This is a genomic window from Methanothermobacter marburgensis str. Marburg, from assembly GCF_000145295.1.
Lineage (GTDB): Archaea > Methanobacteriota > Methanobacteria > Methanobacteriales > Methanothermobacteraceae > Methanothermobacter > Methanothermobacter marburgensis.
The window spans coordinates 1568601-1587703 of sequence record NC_014408.1 but is presented as its reverse complement, the minus strand read 5'-3'; the positions used below and the strand labels follow the sequence as shown (position 1 = coordinate 1587703).

General features: G+C 49.9%; 20 protein-coding genes. 8 read left to right on the top strand and 12 right to left on the bottom strand.

The window, feature by feature from the left end:
• Positions 1 to 209 precede the first annotated feature (209 nt).
• The 3 genes from MTBMA_RS08565 to feoB all read left to right on the top strand — a co-directional run bounded on the left by MTBMA_RS08565 (position 210) and on the right by feoB (position 6534).
• Positions 210 to 4214, top strand: coding sequence for a cobaltochelatase subunit CobN (locus tag MTBMA_RS08565; protein ID WP_013296531.1), 4005 nt, complete (start codon positions 210 to 212; stop codon positions 4212 to 4214).
• A 132-nt stretch (positions 4215 to 4346) separates the two neighbouring features.
• The gene (locus MTBMA_RS08560) at positions 4347 to 4577 is read left to right on the top strand and encodes a FeoA family protein (RefSeq protein WP_013296530.1); all 231 of its coding nucleotides are present in this window, start codon (positions 4347 to 4349) and stop codon (positions 4575 to 4577) included.
• A 10-nt stretch (positions 4578 to 4587) separates the two neighbouring features.
• Positions 4588 to 6534 carry a ferrous iron transport protein B gene (gene feoB / locus MTBMA_RS08555; RefSeq protein WP_148215635.1) on the top strand — a complete coding sequence of 649 codons (1947 nt, stop codon included), beginning with the start codon at positions 4588 to 4590 and terminating at the stop codon, positions 6532 to 6534.
• Between the two features lie 74 nt (positions 6535 to 6608).
• On the opposite strand, the gene tusB is transcribed toward feoB, so the two are convergent.
• Genes tusB through MTBMA_RS08525 form a run of 6 tightly spaced genes read right to left on the bottom strand, consistent with a single transcriptional unit; the run spans position 6609 to position 9362 of the window.
• The gene (gene tusB, locus MTBMA_RS08550; protein ID WP_013296528.1) at positions 6609 to 6932 is read right to left on the bottom strand and encodes a sulfurtransferase complex subunit TusB; all 324 of its coding nucleotides are present in this window, start codon (positions 6930 to 6932) and stop codon (positions 6609 to 6611) included.
• Positions 6932 to 7531, bottom strand: a complete 600-nt coding sequence (locus MTBMA_RS08545; protein WP_013296527.1) for a (Fe-S)-binding protein — start codon at positions 7529 to 7531, stop codon at positions 6932 to 6934. The genes tusB and MTBMA_RS08545 overlap by 1 nt, the downstream gene beginning before the upstream one ends.
• A gap of 9 nt (positions 7532 to 7540) precedes the next feature.
• Positions 7541 to 7897 carry a DsrE family protein gene (locus MTBMA_RS08540; protein WP_013296526.1) on the bottom strand — a complete coding sequence of 119 codons (357 nt, stop codon included), beginning with the start codon at positions 7895 to 7897 and terminating at the stop codon, positions 7541 to 7543.
• A gap of 1 nt (position 7898) precedes the next feature.
• Positions 7899 to 8264 (bottom strand): DsrE/DsrF/TusD sulfur relay family protein, encoded by a 366-nt coding sequence (locus MTBMA_RS08535; protein ID WP_013296525.1) that lies wholly within the window; start codon positions 8262 to 8264, stop codon positions 7899 to 7901.
• Positions 8265 to 8321: 57 nt separating this feature from the next.
• A complete protein-coding gene (locus tag MTBMA_RS08530; protein WP_013296524.1) occupies positions 8322 to 8969 on the bottom strand; it encodes a DUF166 domain-containing protein in 648 nt (215 codons plus the stop codon).
• Positions 8970 to 9362, bottom strand: a complete 393-nt coding sequence (locus MTBMA_RS08525) for an arsenate reductase ArsC (RefSeq protein ID WP_013296523.1) — start codon at positions 9360 to 9362, stop codon at positions 8970 to 8972.
• Between the two features lie 139 nt (positions 9363 to 9501).
• Here MTBMA_RS08525 and MTBMA_RS08520 point away from each other — a divergent pair, with 139 nt between their 5' ends.
• Both MTBMA_RS08520 and MTBMA_RS08515 read left to right on the top strand, forming a co-directional pair.
• Positions 9502 to 10854, top strand: a complete 1353-nt coding sequence (locus MTBMA_RS08520) for an FAD-dependent oxidoreductase (RefSeq protein WP_013296522.1) — start codon at positions 9502 to 9504, stop codon at positions 10852 to 10854.
• Complete coding sequence (locus tag MTBMA_RS08515) at positions 10847 to 11632, top strand: hypothetical protein (RefSeq protein WP_013296521.1); 786 nt, start codon at positions 10847 to 10849, stop codon at positions 11630 to 11632. Before MTBMA_RS08520 ends, MTBMA_RS08515 begins: the two co-directional genes overlap by 8 nt.
• A gap of 103 nt (positions 11633 to 11735) precedes the next feature.
• Here the strand turns inward: MTBMA_RS08515 and MTBMA_RS08510 are convergent, their stop codons facing one another.
• From MTBMA_RS08510 to MTBMA_RS08500, 3 genes are read right to left on the bottom strand one after another with little or no spacing between them, the layout of a single operon-like run.
• Complete coding sequence (locus MTBMA_RS08510; protein ID WP_013296520.1) at positions 11736 to 12269, bottom strand: rubredoxin; 534 nt, start codon at positions 12267 to 12269, stop codon at positions 11736 to 11738.
• A 2-nt stretch (positions 12270 to 12271) separates the two neighbouring features.
• Positions 12272 to 12685 (bottom strand): ferritin-like domain-containing protein, encoded by a 414-nt coding sequence (locus MTBMA_RS08505; RefSeq protein WP_013296519.1) that lies wholly within the window; start codon positions 12683 to 12685, stop codon positions 12272 to 12274.
• Positions 12686 to 12690: 5 nt separating this feature from the next.
• The gene (locus tag MTBMA_RS08500) at positions 12691 to 13905 is read right to left on the bottom strand and encodes an FprA family A-type flavoprotein (RefSeq protein ID WP_013296518.1); all 1215 of its coding nucleotides are present in this window, start codon (positions 13903 to 13905) and stop codon (positions 12691 to 12693) included.
• Between the two features lie 123 nt (positions 13906 to 14028).
• Between MTBMA_RS08500 and MTBMA_RS08495 the strand changes: the two genes are divergently transcribed.
• Complete coding sequence (locus tag MTBMA_RS08495) at positions 14029 to 14778, top strand: V4R domain-containing protein (RefSeq protein ID WP_013296517.1); 750 nt, start codon at positions 14029 to 14031, stop codon at positions 14776 to 14778.
• Between the two features lie 52 nt (positions 14779 to 14830).
• Here MTBMA_RS08495 and cobI read toward each other — a convergent pair whose 3' ends face one another.
• Entirely contained in the window at positions 14831 to 15529 is a 699-nt protein-coding gene (cobI, locus tag MTBMA_RS08490) for a precorrin-2 C(20)-methyltransferase (protein ID WP_013296516.1), read from the bottom strand.
• Positions 15530 to 15621: 92 nt separating this feature from the next.
• Between cobI and MTBMA_RS08485 the strand changes: the two genes are divergently transcribed.
• Both MTBMA_RS08485 and MTBMA_RS08480 read left to right on the top strand, forming a co-directional pair.
• Entirely contained in the window at positions 15622 to 17376 is a 1755-nt protein-coding gene (locus MTBMA_RS08485) for a helicase C-terminal domain-containing protein (RefSeq protein WP_013296515.1), read from the top strand.
• A gap of 31 nt (positions 17377 to 17407) precedes the next feature.
• Positions 17408 to 17923: an FmdE family protein gene (locus tag MTBMA_RS08480; protein ID WP_013296514.1), complete on the top strand. Its 516-nt coding sequence runs from the start codon at positions 17408 to 17410 to the stop codon at positions 17921 to 17923.
• Between the two features lie 109 nt (positions 17924 to 18032).
• On the opposite strand, the gene MTBMA_RS08475 is transcribed toward MTBMA_RS08480, so the two are convergent.
• Together MTBMA_RS08475 and MTBMA_RS08470 are read right to left on the bottom strand one after the other, a co-directional pair.
• The gene (locus tag MTBMA_RS08475; protein WP_048901247.1) at positions 18033 to 18332 is read right to left on the bottom strand and encodes a hypothetical protein; all 300 of its coding nucleotides are present in this window, start codon (positions 18330 to 18332) and stop codon (positions 18033 to 18035) included.
• A 235-nt stretch (positions 18333 to 18567) separates the two neighbouring features.
• Entirely contained in the window at positions 18568 to 18900 is a 333-nt protein-coding gene (locus MTBMA_RS08470) for a hypothetical protein (protein WP_013296512.1), read from the bottom strand.
• Between the last annotated feature and the right edge of the window lie 203 nt (positions 18901 to 19103).

Sequence of the window (19103 nt, the reverse complement as noted above, 5' to 3'; positions counted from 1 at the left end):
ATTATTTTTGTAAAGCACACCAGCGGGCCCTCTTTGATCATGAATCTGCAGATAAGATACTCATCTTTTTTGAGCCATTGACGGCTGCCAGGTATCAAATTCAGATACACAGCATATTAAAATAATTTTTATTTTTATTAAAGCAAATTTTATATAAATCTTAATTCAACAATATTTGATTTAAAATAAAATTAAATGGAGGTGAGAATATGAGAAGATCAGTGATTCCATTAATTCTAATCATTGCACTCATGTTTACAGGAGGTGTTTCAGCAGCGGATAACAGCAGCAACACCACGGGAGACGTTATTGCAGAGAACTCATCCCACTACAACCTTCTGATACTGACCGGGTCAACATCCAGTACAAAGGCGATAGTGGAGGGGTATAAACTGGCAGGCCAGAACGGCTACAGATTCAACCTCTCAATGTTCACCAATGATGAACTCCTGAGAAACGACCCGCAGATCGATGCAGCAGCCATTGAAGCTGGCAGAAGGGCCGACGTGATACTTATACAGATGATAAGCAGTCCAAACACGGTTGCAAAGGTCAACCAGATCCTCAACGTCACATCAGCAAGAAGGATCATAGCCATAGGAACAGGGAACACATTCAAGAGCTATCCCCAGATAGGCGAGGACAATGCAACTGTTAAGAATATATGGGACCAGGGGGGCCCTGAAAATTTCAGGAGGATGATGCTTCTCCTTCTGAGGGATGCAGGGATGAAGCTCAGACCAGGGGAGAACCTCACAGCAATTCCAGCCATAAAATCCTTTGTCTACCATCCTGAATCAGCACAGCAGTTCACCAGCTGGGACCAGTACTATTCATGGTATGTGCAGAGCGGACACTACAAGCCGGGAAAACCATGGATAGGGATCCTGACCTTTGACACCTACTACCGTGGAAGCGACATGAGGATGCACACTGCGATAGTTGAGAGCCTCGAGCGCAAGGGCTACAATGTGATGCTTGGATTTGCAGCGGACACACCAACAAAGAGGAATGTCATAGAGAAGTTCTTCCTGGATGGCAACAGAACACCAAGGATAAGTGGCCTCATAACCTGTATGGGGTTCAACCTCTATAACGGGGATCCGGTGAACTCCACCAGCATACTGAGGGAACTTGATGTACCCGCACTCTCAGCGGTATATGCGTCAAACCTCAAAACATGGAACGAGAGCATATCAGGACTCTCATCCGAGGTCTACTGGCAGATAGCCCTCCCAGAGATTGATGGGAGAATAGAGCCCATCATGATCGGCGGCGGCGTTGAGATGGTTGACCCGGAGACAGGCCTGAGGTACACGTACTACGTACCCATACCCGACAGGATAGAGAGGCTCACAGAGAGGATGATCAACTGGGTGAAACTGAGGGAACTTTCAAACTCAGAGAAGAAGATAGCCCTCATCTACTACAACATAGGGGGCGGTAAGGATGGTATCAGTGCCAGCTACCTCAACGTACCAGAGAGCATAAGCACGATACTGAGGGCCCTGAAGGCAGCAGGTTACACAGTGGATGAAAAGTCAACTGCAGAGGTAATCAACATACTCCTTGGACCGGGCCTCAATGTGGGATCATGGGCCCCAGGGGAACTTGCAAAGGTTGTGAAGGCAGGTGCAGTAACCATACCCGTATCAGAATACATGGCATGGTTCAGCCTCCTTCCTGAAGCCCTCAGGAACAACATAACAGCAACCTGGGGGCCAGCGCCAGGAAACGTGATGGTATACAATGGCAGCATCGTGATACCCGGTGTGATGCTGGGAAACGTATTCCTTGGGCCACAGCCAATGCGCGGTTTTGGCGAGGACGCAGCTGACCTCATACACTCAACCACGCTCCCACCCCACCACCAGTACCTGGCATTCTACCTGTGGCTTCAGAAGAACTTCAATGCAGTTATACACCTTGGAACACACGGAACCCTTGAGTGGCTGCCAGGCAAATCTGTTGGACTCTCCTCACTTGACTGGCCAGACGTCATGATAGGTGACCTTCCCCACATCTACCCCTACATCGTCAACAACCCCGGTGAGGGAACACAGGCCAAGAGGAGGGGATATGCGGTGCTCATCAACCACAACATTCCACCCATGGTCGTGGGCGAACTCTACGGAGACCTGGCTGAACTCCAGCACAAGATCAACAGCTACCACTCATCAGAGGATCCCCAGAGGAAACTGATAATCGCAGATGAGATAAGGAACCTCACGGTGAAGCTGGACCTTCACAGGGAACTGAACCTTGACCTCAACGCATCCTTTGAGGAGGCACTTGACAGGATCGAACACAGACTCGATGAACTCTCAGCAACACTGATACCCTACGGTCTGCATGTATTCGGAGAACCACTGAGCGGCCAGCTACTTGATGCAATGGTTGAGGCCATTGTGAGCTTTGACCCGGCGACACGTAACACCACAGAGTTCAGGAACGCCATAAGGGAGAAGCTGGCCAGTGACTGTGAGATCAGCAATCTCCTGAGGGCCCTTGAAGGCAGATTCGTTGAGCCGGGAAGAGGCGCCGACCCCATCAGGATACCCGATCTCCTGCCGACTGGTAAAAACTCCTACTCATTTGACCCCAGACTGGCACCGGATAGGGCTGCATGGGAGATCGGTAAGAAGATGGCCGATGATCTCATAGCAGACTACCTTGCAAAGAACGGCAGGTACCCTGAAACCGTTGGGGTTGTTCTCTGGGCCATTGAAACCATGAGGACCAATGGACAGACAATAGCCATGGTGCTGAGACTGATAGGTGCTGAGCCGGTATGGGATAAGTCAGGAAGATTCACAGGGATCAACGTGACCCCCCTCGCAACCCTGGGAAGGCCAAGGATCGATGTCCTTGTAACCATCAGCGGGCTCTTCAGGGATACCTTTGCCTACAGCATAGACAGGATGGACGAGGCAATAAGGCTTGTGATGAAACTGGATGAACCGGTGAACCAGAACTATCTCAGAAAACACTACCTTCAGGATCTCACGAATTACACCGCCAGGGGTCTGCCAATGGCAGATACACTTGCAGGGGCAAGGATATTCGGCAGCGCACCTGGAAGTTACGGTACAGGGATACCTGCTGTTGTTGAGTCCACTGCCAAGTGGAACAACCAGTCACAGCTTGTTGAAACCTACCTTAACCACATGGGATTCATCTATGGAAAGGACATATACGCCATTGATGCAAAGGAGGTCTTCATGAAGCAGCTATCAAATGTAGATGCAACCGTGCAGGTGAGGGACAGTGTCTACGGGGTCCTGGACAACGATGATGTCTACCAGTACCTCGGAGGGCTCACAATGGCTTCAAGGGCAATGTCAGGTAAGAATGTTGCATCCTACATTGCCAACACAAGGTTCGCCCCGAGGATTGAGACACTCTCAGATTTCCTTGCAGCTGAACTGAGGACAAGGACCTACAACCCAAAGTGGATTGAGGGAATGCTAAGCCAGGGATTCTCAGGGGGTCATCAGATCTCAAAGGAGATAGGACACCTCTTCGGGTGGAGCGCAGTCACACCTGAACTTGTACAGGACTGGATGTGGCAGAGGGTCGCCGAGACCTATGTCCTTGATTCCTCTGTGAGGGACAGGTTCAGGAGTGTTCAGCCCTACTCGTATGCCTCCACCGTGGCATGGCTTCTTGAGGCCAGCAGAAGGGGCCTGTGGAGGACTGATTCAACAACGCTTCAGAGGCTTGCAGATGAGTATATCTCGGCGGTCAATGAGTATGGTGTTGTCTGCTGTCACCATACCTGTGCCAACATCGTCTTCAATGAGTGGGTTGTGAAACTCTCTTCCCTTAATCAGGCTGCCCTGAGGAAGTTTGCAAGTGCAATGGCTGCAGCCACAGGCAAATCCATTGATGTACCGGGATCTGATACCGGGTCTGATACCTCCACAGGGAGGGATGATGGTCTTGGTGCTGGTGAAACCGGTGCACCGTCATCAGGTTCATCCGGTGGAATATCAGGTTCCACACCCAGTGAGGCTGCCAGTTCTGGTGAGTCATCTGAGGCCAGTGAGGTTTCACAGTCGGAACCTGCCGGTGAGTCAGGTAAGGCCTATGAGGTTGCTGCTTCAAGTCAGAGCGGTTCAGCAAGCACCCAGACACCATTTTATGCTCTTGCTGGCATCATAGGAATTGTATGCCTCCTTGGAGCAGGGTATTTCTATCAGGGAAGAAATTAAACCCCTATTTTTTATTTTTTTGATGTCTGATTTTTCACCCTCATGAAACCCATTTTAGGAAAACCTAAAAATTTATATGTGATGGGAGTTTAGGTATAACTAAAGTTTAGGAATACCTAAAAAGGTGGTGTCATGGAAACTACACTCGACAGAATATCCGAATCAGAGATGGTAACGGTCACCTCAGTTGACATTACTGGTAAGATAAAGCACAGGTTCACGGTGATGGGGATCGTCAGGGGGTCCAGGGTAACCCTTGAAAAGGTTGCACCCCTCGGCGACCCCCTCAAGGTGAGGGTCAGGGGCCACCCCTTATCCATCCGCAGGGAGGAGGCCTCAAGGATAAGGGTAAGGAGAGATTAGCTTGTCACTGATGATAGCCCTTGCAGGAAACCCGAATGTGGGTAAGAGCACCCTATTCAACAGCCTCACAGGTCTAAATCAGCACGTCGGCAACTGGCCAGGTAAAACCGTTGAAAAGAAGGAGGGATACCTGCACTTCAGGGGATGTGACATTGAGGTCATAGATCTCCCTGGAACCTACAGCCTTGCAGCTGGTTCTCCAGAGGAGGAGGTGGTGATTGATTACCTCCTTGAGGAGTCTCCGGATCTTGTGATAAACGTTGTCGATGCATCCAATCTCGAAAGAAACCTTTACCTGGCCCTCCAGATAATGGAGTTTGGCCTTAACACCATCATCGCAGTGAACCTCAATCGGGAGGCTGAGAGGAGGGGTTACAGTCTGGATTATGGGAAGCTTGAGGAACTCCTTGGCGTGCCTGTTGTGAGGATCGAGGCAACTGAAGGCGAGCAGGATGAGCTCCTTGAAGGGGTAATCGAATGGAGTAAAGGTGAACCCAGGATCCCCGGATATGAATTCCTGAGACATGAATCTCTGAACAGATTATATGAACTCATCAGGGGTAGCGAACTCAAAGTTCCACCGCAATGGATCATAATAAAGCTCCTTGAGGGCGATGAGAGGGTGGTCTCAATGGTCGGAGAGGAAATTCATGATGAATTCAGGAGGATTCGCAGGATCCTTGAGGATGAATACTCTGTGAAGGCCGACGTGATTGTATCCGATGCCAGGTATGGGCTTATAGAGGCCCTCCTTGAGAGTACACTCAGAAAGCCACCGGTGGATCGGGTTACAGGTTCAGAGATTATTGACAGAATTGCGCTCAACAGGTACCTTGGCCTTCCGGTACTCCTTGGGGTGATGTGGCTGATTTTTCAGCTGACATTCACTGCAGGGGCCCCACTGACAGACCTGCTGGATTCCGCCTTTTCATACCTTGCAGATGCGGTTCATGGCGTCATGGGTGATTCTATCCTGGCATCCCTTCTATCTGATGGGGTGATAGGTGGTGTAGGGTCGGTCCTGGTATTCATACCCAACATATTCATCCTCTTCTTCCTCCTGTCCTTCCTTGAGGATTCAGGTTACCTTGCCAGGGCTGCATTTGTCATGGATCGTGTGATGAACACCCTGGGGGGCCTCAGTGGAAGGTCATTCATCCCCATGGTGCTGGGTTTCGGATGCTGCGTACCGGGCGTCATGGCCACAAGAACGATAGACTCTGAGAGGGAGAGGATAATAACGGCACTAATAGTGCCCTTCATGTCATGCAGCGCAAGGCTCCCTGTCTATGTGCTATTCACAGCAGCCCTCTTCCCGGTTATCTACCAGGGCTGGGTGATATTCTCACTTTACATTCTCGGGATAGTGGTGGCCATACTGACCGCCCGCTTACTCGGTGATAGAATCTTGGAGGGTGAAGGTTCACTCTTCCTCATGGAGCTTCCACCCTACAGGCTTCCAAGACTTAAGGCACTTCTCATCCACACCTACATGAGGGGTGTTCAGTTTATAAAGAGGGCTGGGACCATCATACTGGCAGGTTCACTGGTGATATGGTTCCTCTCGAACTTCCCGGGAGGGAACGTTTCATCATCAATCCTGGGGATTACAGGGTCCATGATAGCACCCATCTTCCAGCCACTGGGCTTCGGGGACTGGCAGTCCGCGGTTGCAATCATATTCGGGTTTGCCGCAAAGGAACTTGTAATAAGCACCTTCGGGACGGTATACGGCACCGGTGATGTTGCAGCAACCATTCAGGGGATATTCACGCCACTGGAGGCCTTCTCCTTCATGGTATTCATACTGCTCTACACCCCCTGCCTCGCAACACTTGCCGTAATAAAGCAGGAGGCCGGTACAAAATGGGCCCTCTTCTCCCCCGCATATTCCCTGCTGGTTGCCTGGATTGCGTCATTCCTTGTCTACACGGCAGGTACTCTGACTGGTTTATGATAACAGAATGGAGGTGAAATCATGGTCTCCCGTGGAGGTATAAGGGGTGCAAGAAAACCTGTAAAACCAGAGGATTAGATGGTGAAGACCATCCGGTGCTTCTCCATGATATCCACAACTATCCTGTCAAAACCCTCAAGTATTTCCACACCATCAATGAGCATGTCACGGGTTATGCCCCTTGCCATTAGATCCTCCTTCCTTGCAAAAACAGCCTCGGTCTCTGACAGTTCTCTGATGGTGTGGGAATACCTGTTTTTTTTCATTGCAGCATACACACCACTGGATATGAGGTACACGGTGAGTTCATCCTCCCTCCATATCCCCACAAGGTCAAGGAATGTCCTGAAACCCAGTTCAGATGGACTTTTAGTTACAAGGAACCCCACAGAACCCATCAGTAACCGCTCCACCCCAGTGTCTCCATGAGCTGCTCACCAAGAAGTTTCTCAAGGCACTGGACATTCTCCTGCATCCATGGCTCCTTGAGGGGGTAGCAGTTATCGAGTTTCTGCTCACCGTTCAGGAGCTTCATTGCAAAGGCCATGCATGTTGATTCACCGCATTCTCCACAGTTGCTACCAGGGAGGCACCTCTGTATATCGAGGGGTCCAATGCTTTCCACGTCCCTTCCACGCACACCCCTCATGTAGGCCTCGAAGGCCTGGTTTATCCTTTCCATGATCCTCCTTATGATATCAAAGGCCTCCTCCACGTCATGGTTTTTGTTCATGCTGACCTTCCCTGAGGGGTAGAGGCTTATGAGCCTGTCGTAGATGGTGAGAGTGAGAATGTTTTTCTTCTTAACATAATTCACAGCACCTGGCGGATACATATTTGCCAGGAGGGGTATGATGTCTCCGATTTCAGAGTCAAGCTCCATAAGGACCCTTATTTTCCCCTCACTTGCAATGCATGGCTTAACCTGTTTGAGGGTAACCTCCCTTACAAGGGACCCATCAGGGATGAGCTCCCTTTTAACCTCATCCATTTCCATAACGGCACCTCATATCCTGATAACTGCGGTTTCACCCTTTGCAGAGATTATCTCATGGAGCTCCTCATCGTTTATTATCTCTGCAGCCTCAACAAGATCCTCCTCCACAAGCCCCCTCTCCCTGAGGGACCCCTCATGTACCAGTATGCTACCCTCTGGAAATATGAGGTATGTGAGCTCCTCCACATTCGGGTACCCTATGCTCTCTGATTTCTGATCTGCAACTGCAGCGTAGACACCGTCCTCCATTAGGAGAACATCAGAGTCAAGGCCACTGTTCAGACATGCTATGACAACATAGAAACCACTGAACGCATCTTCAGATCCATAGGGGGCCCTGTCTATTATTATGAGTGAGGATTTCATTTTAACAACCCAGACTTATCACACGGTGACTTTTCTTTATCCATTCTGCCAGTTCATAAACACTTTTTATCTCCACGCCCTTTATGTAGGGCTTCTCTGAACAGGTGTAGCCCCGTGCTGTGGAGCACCTTATGCAGGATATCACATTAACACCGGACCTTACAAGGGCCCTGAATTTTTCCGCCACATTGGGGAATGACTGGGGGGCCTGGTCCCTTTTCGGTACATGTGTTCCATCCATGTAAAGGAATATGTTAACATCGTAGCCATTTTTCATGGCGCTTTCTGCCAGTTCTGATGCTATATCCGCATACTGATGGCGGTAGGGACCCTCAAGGAGGACTATTGTGAGCAGTTTTTTCTCCATGGATCTATCTTCGCATCCATAAAATAAATAATTTATTATGAATAATAATGATAGTTTTCACTGATTTTCAAGTGCCCTCTCAAAGGCCTCACAGTGGATCCTGGCAGCCAGCTCCTTCTTGCACTCATCATCTGCAAATAACCTCATCTTGGCGGCTCTGCAGGGGTAATGCTGTATCTTAAGACCTGCACGTACAGGCAGATCCTTCACCTCAGTTCCGACAAGTTCCTCTGCAACAAACCGTGTTGCACCGCAGGGTGAACACCTGAGGACCCTTATATCTTTTACCCTGTCGTCTTCAACATCAACCTCAACCACTGGCTTTCCAAATTTCGATACGAATTCATCAAAGGAGGGATTCCCGTTCTCCTCAAGGTCGCACATGTTCTCTGGTGCTGTGACATTCCCGTAGCCCAGCAGCTGATTTCTGAAGCCCTCACCCCTCCAGGCACCCACTATTATCCAGTCAACCTGATTGTGGATGCGGTCCACAAGTTCAAGTGTGAGGTCAGGATGGAGTATGTAGGTTATAACGATATCCGCTGATACTATCTGCTCAATCTTTTCCTCTGGTATTTCAACTTCATCTGCGAATATGCCTGAGGGGGCCTCAAGTTCAATGAAATCTGTTTCAAACTCCTCACCTATGTTCTCGTGGGTCCTTTCACCGTAGGGGCCGTCTGTCACTATTGCAACCCTGACCATTCAATCATCCCCCGGCTTGAATTCAGTCCTTATCCACTCTGCGATCTCGTCGCGTATCCTTCTGAATCTGGCTATATCCCCACCTGCAGGGTCCGGGAACTCAGCATGGATGTACCTCTTACCACCAGGGAATACAGGGCATGTCTCATCACAGAGACTCACAACCACATCAAACTCCTCACCCTCGAGTTCCCTGAGGTCGGTGGGCTTATGGGAGCTCATATCGATTCCAATCTCCTCCATCACCTTCACTGTCAGGGGGTTGATTTCCCTTGGCTGGCTTCCGGCACTCTGGACATGGTAGTGTTCCCCGTACATGTTTCTGAGAATACCCTCAGCCATCTGGGACCTTCCTGAGTTGTTTCTGCATATGAAAAGAACCCTCTTCTTCATGGTGATCCTCTTTACAGTTTCTGGCACATAAACCCGTGCACTGAAATCTATTCATACATCCAAATTTATAAATATATCGAGTTATTTATGAGATAAAAAATAAAACCATAAGTGATAACTCTGAGGGAGAAAGGGATAAATGAGAGTTGTTATAGTTGGTGGAGGGGCCGGAGGACTTTCAACGGCCTCAAACATAAGAAAATATGATAAGGATGCAGAGATAACTGTTATAACCCGTGATAAGCACGTGGCATATTCACCCTGCGCCATACCCTACGTTATGTGCGGGGAGGTTGAGTGCTTTGATGATATAGTGATGCACCAGCCAGAGGACTACAGGGAACGCAACATAGATATCCTCACAGAAACCGAGGTAGAAGAGGTTGACTCCCATAAAAAAACCGTGACCTATGTGAAGGATGGTAAACGCCATGAAATACCCTACGACGTCCTTGTCCTTGCAACCGGGGGCTCCCCATTCATACCACCGGTTGAGGGGGTTGACCTTGAGGGGGTGTTCACCATAAGGACGCTCACAGACGGTGAGAGGATAAGTGAATGGGCCTCCAAAAGTAAAAAAGCCGTAGTGGTGGGCGCAGGGCTCATAGGTCTTGAGATAGCATATGGGCTTCTGAAAATGGGACTTGAAGTCACCGTGACAGAGATGCTGCCACAGATCGTCCCCCGTTCCCTGGACCCTGACATGGCAGCCATAGTACAGGAGTACCTTGAGGAGAAGGGGATAAGGGTTGTCCTTGGAAAGGCACTTGAGAGGATAACCGGAGACGAAAGGGTCGAGGCGGTTGCTGTGGGAGATGAGTGCATTGAGGCAGACCTTGTGGTCCTCGCAACAGGGGTGAGGCCAGAGACAAAACTTGCGCGGATGGCGGGATGCGAACTGGGACAGTGGGCGGTAAGGGTCAATGAGAGGATGCAGACAAGCGTACCTGACATTTATGCCGTCGGGGACTGCGTTGAGGTCTACGATGCCGTGACAGGCTTCAGGACCCAGTCACCACTGGGTTCAACTGCTGTGAGACAGGCCCGGGTGGCTGCAAGGAACATAGTGGGTCTTGATGCAACCTTCAGGCCGGTTCTCAACGCCATGGTATCAAAGATAGGTGAACTCGAGTTCGGTGCTGTTGGGCTCACAGAGGTCATGGCACTCCAGAGCGGGATAAAGGTGGTCTCAGGAAAGAAGAGGGCCCTTACAAAGGCCAGATACTATCCCGGCGCCGAGAGGATTGATGTGAAGATGATATGTGACCTTAAGGGAAGGATAATCGGGTGCCAGATGGTTGCAAAGGAGAGGGTGGCTGAAAGGGTTGACACCATGTCACTTGCCATATCACAGGGACTCACATGTTCAGATCTTGCCTGGACAGAGTTTTCGTATGCGCCCCCTGTTTCAATGGTCATCGACCCCATAATCCTTGCAGCGGAGGCTGCATGTGAAAAACTCAAAAGGGTGAACAGCAAGCAGGATGATTGAAATGAAGCAGTTTCTCATAACCCCTGCGGCGGGTAAACGCCTGATTGCCAGGGGAATGCTTCGGCACCCAGAGGTGGAGAGGGTTCTTGAGGATGGAACCCTTGTTATAATTGCAGGGACAACCAATGGCTACATAGCAGAGGAGATCCTGGCCGGAATCGGTGAGGATGGATTTGATCGAAGGGGCTTTCACAGGGGTATAACGGTCCCCGCAAATATCAGAAGGGATGATATGGGTCGCATGGGCACAGATTTTCCAGGTGACGTCGTGATCAGAGACGGCAGATGGGAGCGTGGTCTTGAAATATTTGATGTTGCAGACGAACTTGGAAGGGGGGACCTCGTACTCAAGGGTGCCAACGCCCTCGACTATCGATCAGGAAGGGCCGCTGTCTACATAGGTCACCCCATGGGGGGCACGGTGCTTGCTGCACTGCAGGCCGCGGTGGGGAGAAAAACAGGTCTTATAGTACCCGTGGGCCTTGAGAAGATAATACCCGGGGACCTTGATGCTACTGCACTCAAACTCAACTCAGCAGCTGCCGATGGGCCAGGCATGCTTCCCATACCCGGCAGGGTATTCACCGAGGTTGATGCCCTGGAACTTCTAACAGGCGCATCTGCAGAGCCGGTTGCAGCTGGAGGAGTCTGCGGTGCCGAGGGGGCATTTTATATGCTGGTTGAGGGCAGTGAGAGATCACTTGAACTTGCAGAGAGGATAGTTGGAGAAATTGCAGACGAACCACCCTACGCCAACCTTTATTATAATAAAAAATAGTGCAGGGCCCTGATTTTATTCAAATTCATAAAAATTCTGTTTTATCTGGCAAGGATAAGAAAAAATTCAATTAAGAGGATGGAGGGTTTGAATCTGGTAGCCCCTATTTTTTTGATACCCCTGAAAGTTCGATGATGTGACCGTATTCCCCTGGAAGCCTCCTTATCCTGTACCTGTATCCTGTGGAGGTCTCAAGGGCCGCTGCAGCGGTGTTTGCATAGGGGCAGGTGGATACTGTGACCCCATCGTCCTCAAGGGAGCGGCAGAAACCATAGAACCTGCAGTTTTTCACATCCATCACATGCTTCTCTCCTTCAGAGCACTCGATGGATGCCGCGAATCCATGGCTGAGGAAGTATTCTGCTGTTGATTTTACAGGATCCTCAGGGTCAATGATCTCTGCCAGGACGAAGCCCATCTCCCTTGTGACTCCCTGGGAACCATTGCCGAGGACCTTCCAGAGGCTCTCTGTGATGGCCCTGAACATGAGCATGAATGGCTGCTCAGGGGATGATGAATCGGCTGAGTGTTCAAACTCGTCTCTTCCCACACCACACTGGGGGCAGACCCAGCCATCCCCAAGTTCGCTGAAATCCCTGTCAGGGACCTGGTACTGGCATATCCTGCAGACGTACATCTCTATCCCTTGAAGTACCTCTCAAGAATGCCCCTGAGCATACGGGCATGCCTTCCCTCATCCCTTGAGCTCTCATGGAAGAAGTCACGGGCCTCATCAACACCACACTCTGTGGCCCTGAGGGCCGCTTCACCCTTTTCCCTGCTGGCAGCCTCTTCACCCTCAAGCATCATCTCGATGTTCTCCTTGAGGTTGTCTCTGATCACGCCATTGAGCTCTGCAAACCTGGCGGCATGCTCAGCCTCCTCAAGGGCTATGGTTCTGAGGGCCTCTGCCACCTCAGGTAGGCCCTCCCTCTGGGCCTGCCTCGCCATTGCAAGGTACATGCCAACCTCGCTGCATTCTCCCCTGAAGTTGGCATCAACCACCTTCTCGATCTCAGTATCCCTGCATATGCCTGTCCTGTTTTCGTTCATGTCACTCACCTCCGGATTTCAGCTGCAAGTTTTCTACCGGCCTCAAAGCAGGCGTCGAGTTCATCACCTGTGGGCACGTAGTACACTTCCTCCTCGCAGGCAACATCGAATCCCGCCTCTGCAAGGAGCTCCTTCATGGTGCCTGTGGCACCACCATTTCCACCCATTGACCCGAATACAAGGGCCTTCCTGGTGAGGGTTCTGTTGAATTTGAGGCCCCTGAGGTACATGAGGAGGTCTCCGACGCTTGGGTAGGGCTCGTCGTATATGGTGGGGGCTCCAAGTGCTATGGCGCCGCTTTCAAGTATGTCCTTCACGATCTCGCTCCGGTCATCCTCATGGAGGCAGTAGACCCTAACATCGACCCCCTCACTCATAGCTCCCTCTGCTATGGCATGGGCCATCTTCCTGGTTGAACCGTGCATGGTGTCGTAGATCACCGTGACCCTCTCATCCACCATGCCTGTGGCCCAGCCTGTGTAGGCCTCTATGATCTTCATGGGGTCTGTCCAGATCTGCCCATGGGATGGGGCGATCATCTGGATCCTTTCGAGGAGCCCAAGCTCCTTAACTTCGTCGAATTTTTTGAGTACCAGCTTTGAGAGTGGGGTTATGAGGTTTGCATAGAACTTCCTGGCAGCATCCATGAGGATGTATTCTGGTATCTCCCTGTCAAGGCGCTGGGGGCAGCAGAGGTGCTGTCCAAAGGCGTCGTTTGAGAAGAGTATCCCATCCTCATCAAGTAGGGTGAACATGCTGTCTGGCCAGTGGAGCAGCGGGGTCTCCAGGAATGTCAGTGTCTTCCCGCCAAGATCAAGCACATCCCCTGTTTTCACGGTCATGAACTCTGCTTCCCTGAGGGAGGGGTAGTGTTTCAGGAGCCCCTTAACAGCCACCTCTGTGCAGTAGATGGGAGCTTCAGGGAACCTCCTGTGGAGTTCCACCAGGACACCGCTGTGGTCCTTTTCAACGTGGTTCTGGATTATGTAGTCAACCCTCTCCATTCCCACCTGTTGCAGGGCGTCCTCAACCCTTGCCATGAGCTCATCAAAGGTGCCGGGGTAGGAGTTGTCTATCAGTGCAACCCCCTCATCTCCACAGACAAGGTAGGCGTTGTATGTGGTGCCCTGCAGGGTGTATCCATGGTAGTTTCTAAGATCCCAGTCCAGGACTCCAGTCCAGTATACTCCATCGGATATTCTTTTTGCTGCGGCCTTCATCTTATCACCGGATATTTAGTTCGTATGTCATCGAATGTACTATAACCTACGAACTAATATATAATTTTTTCTGTTCTATGGTAGTGAAACAATTTTATGGGTGGTGAAACATAACTCTGCTCAATGAGGGAAAGACAGCAGTTCACAATATTCGCAACGGATAGGGGAATAGAGGTAATCGAGAGTCCCGTTAAATCACTTATACTATCAGAACTCATAAAGAGGGAACTCAGATTTCAGGATATAGTCAGAATAACCGGGAAATCCAAGTCCACGGTATCAAAGCACCTATCTGATCTCAGAATGGCCGGACTCATCGTTGAAAGGCCGGACCCTGCAGACAGGAGAATAAAGGTCTTCTCAATAAACTCAAGGTACCTGGGTAAACTCAGAAGAAAAAAGCGCGGAGAACTGGATGAGGAAAAAACAGAGTTTCTTGCAAAACACCTGACCTCAGTGGGGGACCCATTTGAGTTCTTCAGGCTGATGTTCCATGTACTCAGGGTTGAACTCATAAAGGAGGGTATAAACATCGACCCCATTCTCCACGAGGCGGGATTGAAGATAGGGGAGGTCATATACCCCAGTTTAGGGGCAGGGAACCTCGAGGATCTCCTTGAAAACCTCAGAAGATTCTGGAGAATAAACCGGCTGGGGACACTCAAGGTGGAAAGCACTGATCCACTTATAATCAGGGCCTACGACTGCTTTGAATGCGGACTGCTTCCTGACATCGGGGAATCCGCCTGTGCCCTGGACTTAGGGATACTTGAGGCCGTTTTTGGCAGATACTTCAATTCTGATGTTGAAATACAGGAGACAGAATGCTATGCAAGGGGGGATGAGAGGTGCTCGTTCCTCATAAACCCATGAGGGTTCCGGTTCATGGTCAGGATACCCAGGAACCCCACCAGGGCTTTCACGATTAGATGCTGCCCCTGAACCTCACTATGGTCGTTGCAAGGTACCTCCCCTGTGACGGGAAGCCCCTCTCAACCACCTCATCATCCATGCTGCAGTTCTCCACAGATACGACATCCCTCTCCCGGGGGTCAGACTCCACAACATCCCTGGCGCGCCTCCCATGACGTGAGGTCTTCATTATAACGCAGGCATCAACGTTTTCAATTATGTTCCTGAAGCGCTCATCGACCCTTGGCACCACAACAAGGATCTCATCACCCTCCACGATCGACGTACCTGCACTTGCAGCACACGCTGTGAACGATGTCACACCAGGAACCATCTCTGTCTCAAAGCCCATATCCTCAATCCGCCTCTGAAGGTAACTGAAGGTGCTGTAGATGGAGGGGTCACCCAGGGTTATAAATGCAACATCCCTCCCTGAGGCAAGTTCCCCTGAAACCAGGCGGGCAGCCTCATCCCAGTGCCTTTCAAGTTCCCCCCTATCATCTGTCATGGGAAATACAGGATCAATCACCCTGTAATCATCGTCACGTTCACTTAAAACATCCTTCACAATTGAAAGGGCTATGCTGTCCCTTTCAGATGACGAACGGGGAGCGCATATAACTGGAACTGATTTTAAAACCTTCAGGGCCCTTATGGTTAAAAGTTCACTGTCACCTGGTCCAACACCCACACCTATGAGTTTTCCATTCATTAGAAACACCTGATAATCATTCTGCAGTCAATGAATTTGTTTTCAGTGGCACTCTCTAAACTTATATAGTTCCTCACCCTTAAATAGACTCCATGGAAAACCCACTTTTCTGTCCCGACTGTGGAATGATGAGGGATAACTGCACATGCAGGGGCAGGGGGCGCCTTTCATTCTTCAGGAACCTCATAAAATCCGATGAGAAATCAGATTCCATCAACGAGGACCTCCAGAAGAGGTATCCCCACATACCCTGCGAAATCATAGAGAACTTTCCCTTTCCCCAGCCGAGACCAGGGCAGCTTGATATCATAAACGACATCTACCAGGCACTTGAGGACGGCTACCGCTACGTTATACTCGAGGCAGGTACAGGTACTGGAAAGTCGGCAATAGCATGCACCCTCGCAGGCATCTACCAGCCTGCATACATACTCACAATGACAAAACAGCTCCAGGACCAGTATGCCACTGAATTCGGGTTTCCGGTTGTGAAGGGGAGGGGCAACTTCCTCTGCCGCAACGACGACCTGGAGTCAACCTGTGACATGGGCACCTGCCAGACAACCCCCTCATCAGAGAACTTCCACTGCCCCTACGGTGTTGTGAGGGGCGAAACACTCCTGGGTGAGGAGGCATTCCAGGACTCATATGGCAACAGGGTATTCTTCAGGACAGATGAGCACTGCCACTACTGGGAACAGAAGGCAGAGGCCATAAACAGCCCCATAACCCTCATGAACTATGACTACGCATTCCTTGAACTGAACTACGTGGGCCACTTTGACAGGAGGAATCTCATGATACTGGACGAGGCCCACAACATCGAGGATAAACTCATGAAGCGACTGGAGGTCACCATATCCAACAGGCGCCTCAGGAAGGACATTAAGAGGACAATACCCTCCAGTATGATGCAGGAGGATGACCCCGCCGAGTGGATCCTCCAGGTTGAGGCCATAGCCGACCACTACAGTGACCTTGAACTGGAATCACTGCCCAGGAAGAGGAGGGACAGGATAAAGAGGACCATCAAGAGGCTTTCGGAACTTAAAATGAGCCTTGAGGATGAACCAAAAAACTGGGTTATTGATTCCGACGGTGAATCGGTTTCATTCAAACCCCTCAGGGTCCACCACTATGCACATGACCGCCTCTTCTCCTACTCTGAGTCATGCCTCTTCATGAGCGCCACAATACTGAATGAGAGGCTCTTCTGCCAGTGGCTGGGCATAAAACCCGATGAGGCCTACATCGTAAGGGTCGACAGCCCATTCCCGGCATCAAGAAGACCCATAGAACTGAAGATCGCCGGGAAAATGTCAAGGAACCGGATAAAGCAGACGGCCCCGGAGACCATCCCCATATTGAACAGAATACTTGAAAGGCACAGAAACGATAAGGGACTCATACATACACACAACTACCGCTGCCAGAGGTTCATAATGGAGAACATACCAAACAGGAGACTCATCGACCACAAGGCATCCAACAGGGAGGCCGTTCTAAGATACTTTGAGGACTCCACTGAACCGCTGGTCCTTGTGAGCCCATCGATGAGTGAGGGTGTTGATCTACCCTATGATAAGTGCAGGTTCCAGGTGATCTACAAGATACCCTTCCCCTACCTTGGGGATAAGCAGGTGAACAGGAGGCAGAGGATGGACCAGAGGTGGTACGCCTACAAGACCATAATGACACTGATGCAGGCATATGGGCGTGGGATGAGGGCGCATGACGACTCATGCTACACCTACATACTGGACGGTAACATAGAGATGCTCTTCAGAAGCCCCCTCTACAGGTCGCTCCTCCCTGAGTTCTTCAAGGAGGCCATAGTCAATGAATAATTTCATATGATAGACTCTAAAAGGTGATTTAATGGATTATAGTGACATAGTCAAATTTCACGGTCATTCCTGTGCAGGGACAGCCCTTGGATACAAGGTTGGAAAGATCGTGGCAGATAGGTTTGGAAGATCAGAGGATGAGGAGATAGTCGCGGTTGTTGAGAACGACAGCTGCAGCATAGACTCCATCCAGTTTATGACAGGATGCACATTCGGTAAGGGAAACCTGATATTCAGGGACCATGGAAAACATGTCTACACGTTCCTGAACAGAAAAACAGGGGAGGGAATAAGGATATCCCTTAAAAAGACCATTGATGAACTCATGGATGAACTGGGAGCTGCTGACAGGGCTGAAATGACAGACAGGATACTTGAAATGGACCCCCATGAACTCTTTGATGTCACCGATGTGGTGGAGGAGATTCCAGAGAAGGCGAGGATCTATGGATCGGTGAGATGCGCTGAATGCGGAGAACCGGTTTCGGAGCACAGGGCAAGAATAAAGAATGGTGAAATAGTCTGCATCCCATGTTTCAGGGCCTAAAATTTTATTTTTTATCATTAGGTTATATTCAGTTCACCAGATGATCATCCAGATAAAAACGTTAAATTGATTACCTGGTCTCAGCATTGGCTTCCCAGAAATTAAATGTTTACTGGGGGAGGGCGCTGTTTAGAATGCTTCCTGTTTGCATGAGGATCAGTGAGAGGAAAAATGACCCTGCTGTGAACAGCAATGTCCAGGAATTTAATGGAAAACTTCTAAGAGCCTGCAGCAGGACAAGGATTGTATAACAGGATACTGCTGATATTATCATGTTGGTCTTTTCTTCAGCAGGCTTACTGAAGCGTGCGATAACGAGTCCCGTGAAGATGGCGAATGCCAGGCCCAGAAGGAAACCTGAATTTCTGCTCAGCATCCAGGGAAAAAGGAGCAATATAACCCCAGCCATGAGTACATATGCACGTCGCACTAGATCACCACCTACCAATGGGTAGGGAGGCCCCATTATGATGCAAATCTATAACCCTCGTGACGGTACCAGACCATTTAGCTTTCACTGTAATCCTGGAACCCATCGAAATCTAACCCCCAAATATCTCCACAATGAAGCCACCCTTCTACCTCAACAATTGATATAAGTTAGGGCTTAGCATCCCAAAAAGGTACTCTATGTTTCTTTGTTTTTACTGTTGGTTCTTGGGAGGGTTTTCAGTTGGGGTGTGTTGATCAGGGAGTGTTGTCAGTAATATGATGGCAACATACCAGTTTAAGGTGTTTAGCGCTGGTTGAAGTACCAGTATGATGTAGAGGAGGAGTGCTGTTAGGACCGTTTCAACAAAAATTTTAAGCTGCCCTTTGTGCTGGTTTGAAGTTCTATAGCCATAGAGGGAGAGCATGGTAAGCATCAAGAGAAAAACCATGAATTCTGAGGCTCCATGGACATCAAACACATAGAGGAATGAAATTACCATCAAAACCGTGAATAGGCCTAAAAACCTTCTTTCATCAAATGACATTTATAAAACCTCCTGAATAAGGAGGAATGGCGGTACTTTAATACCACCACCCACAATGTGTACGACGCCTTTCTGCAGGTTCAAAGATGAGATAAAGGGCACCCGCTTTGCCCCAGGGACCCCCGTACACTGTCCCGGCAAACCATATAATAAACCTTCCACCAGTTAAACTCCTCACCATGCCATTCACCCCTCATCTTCAA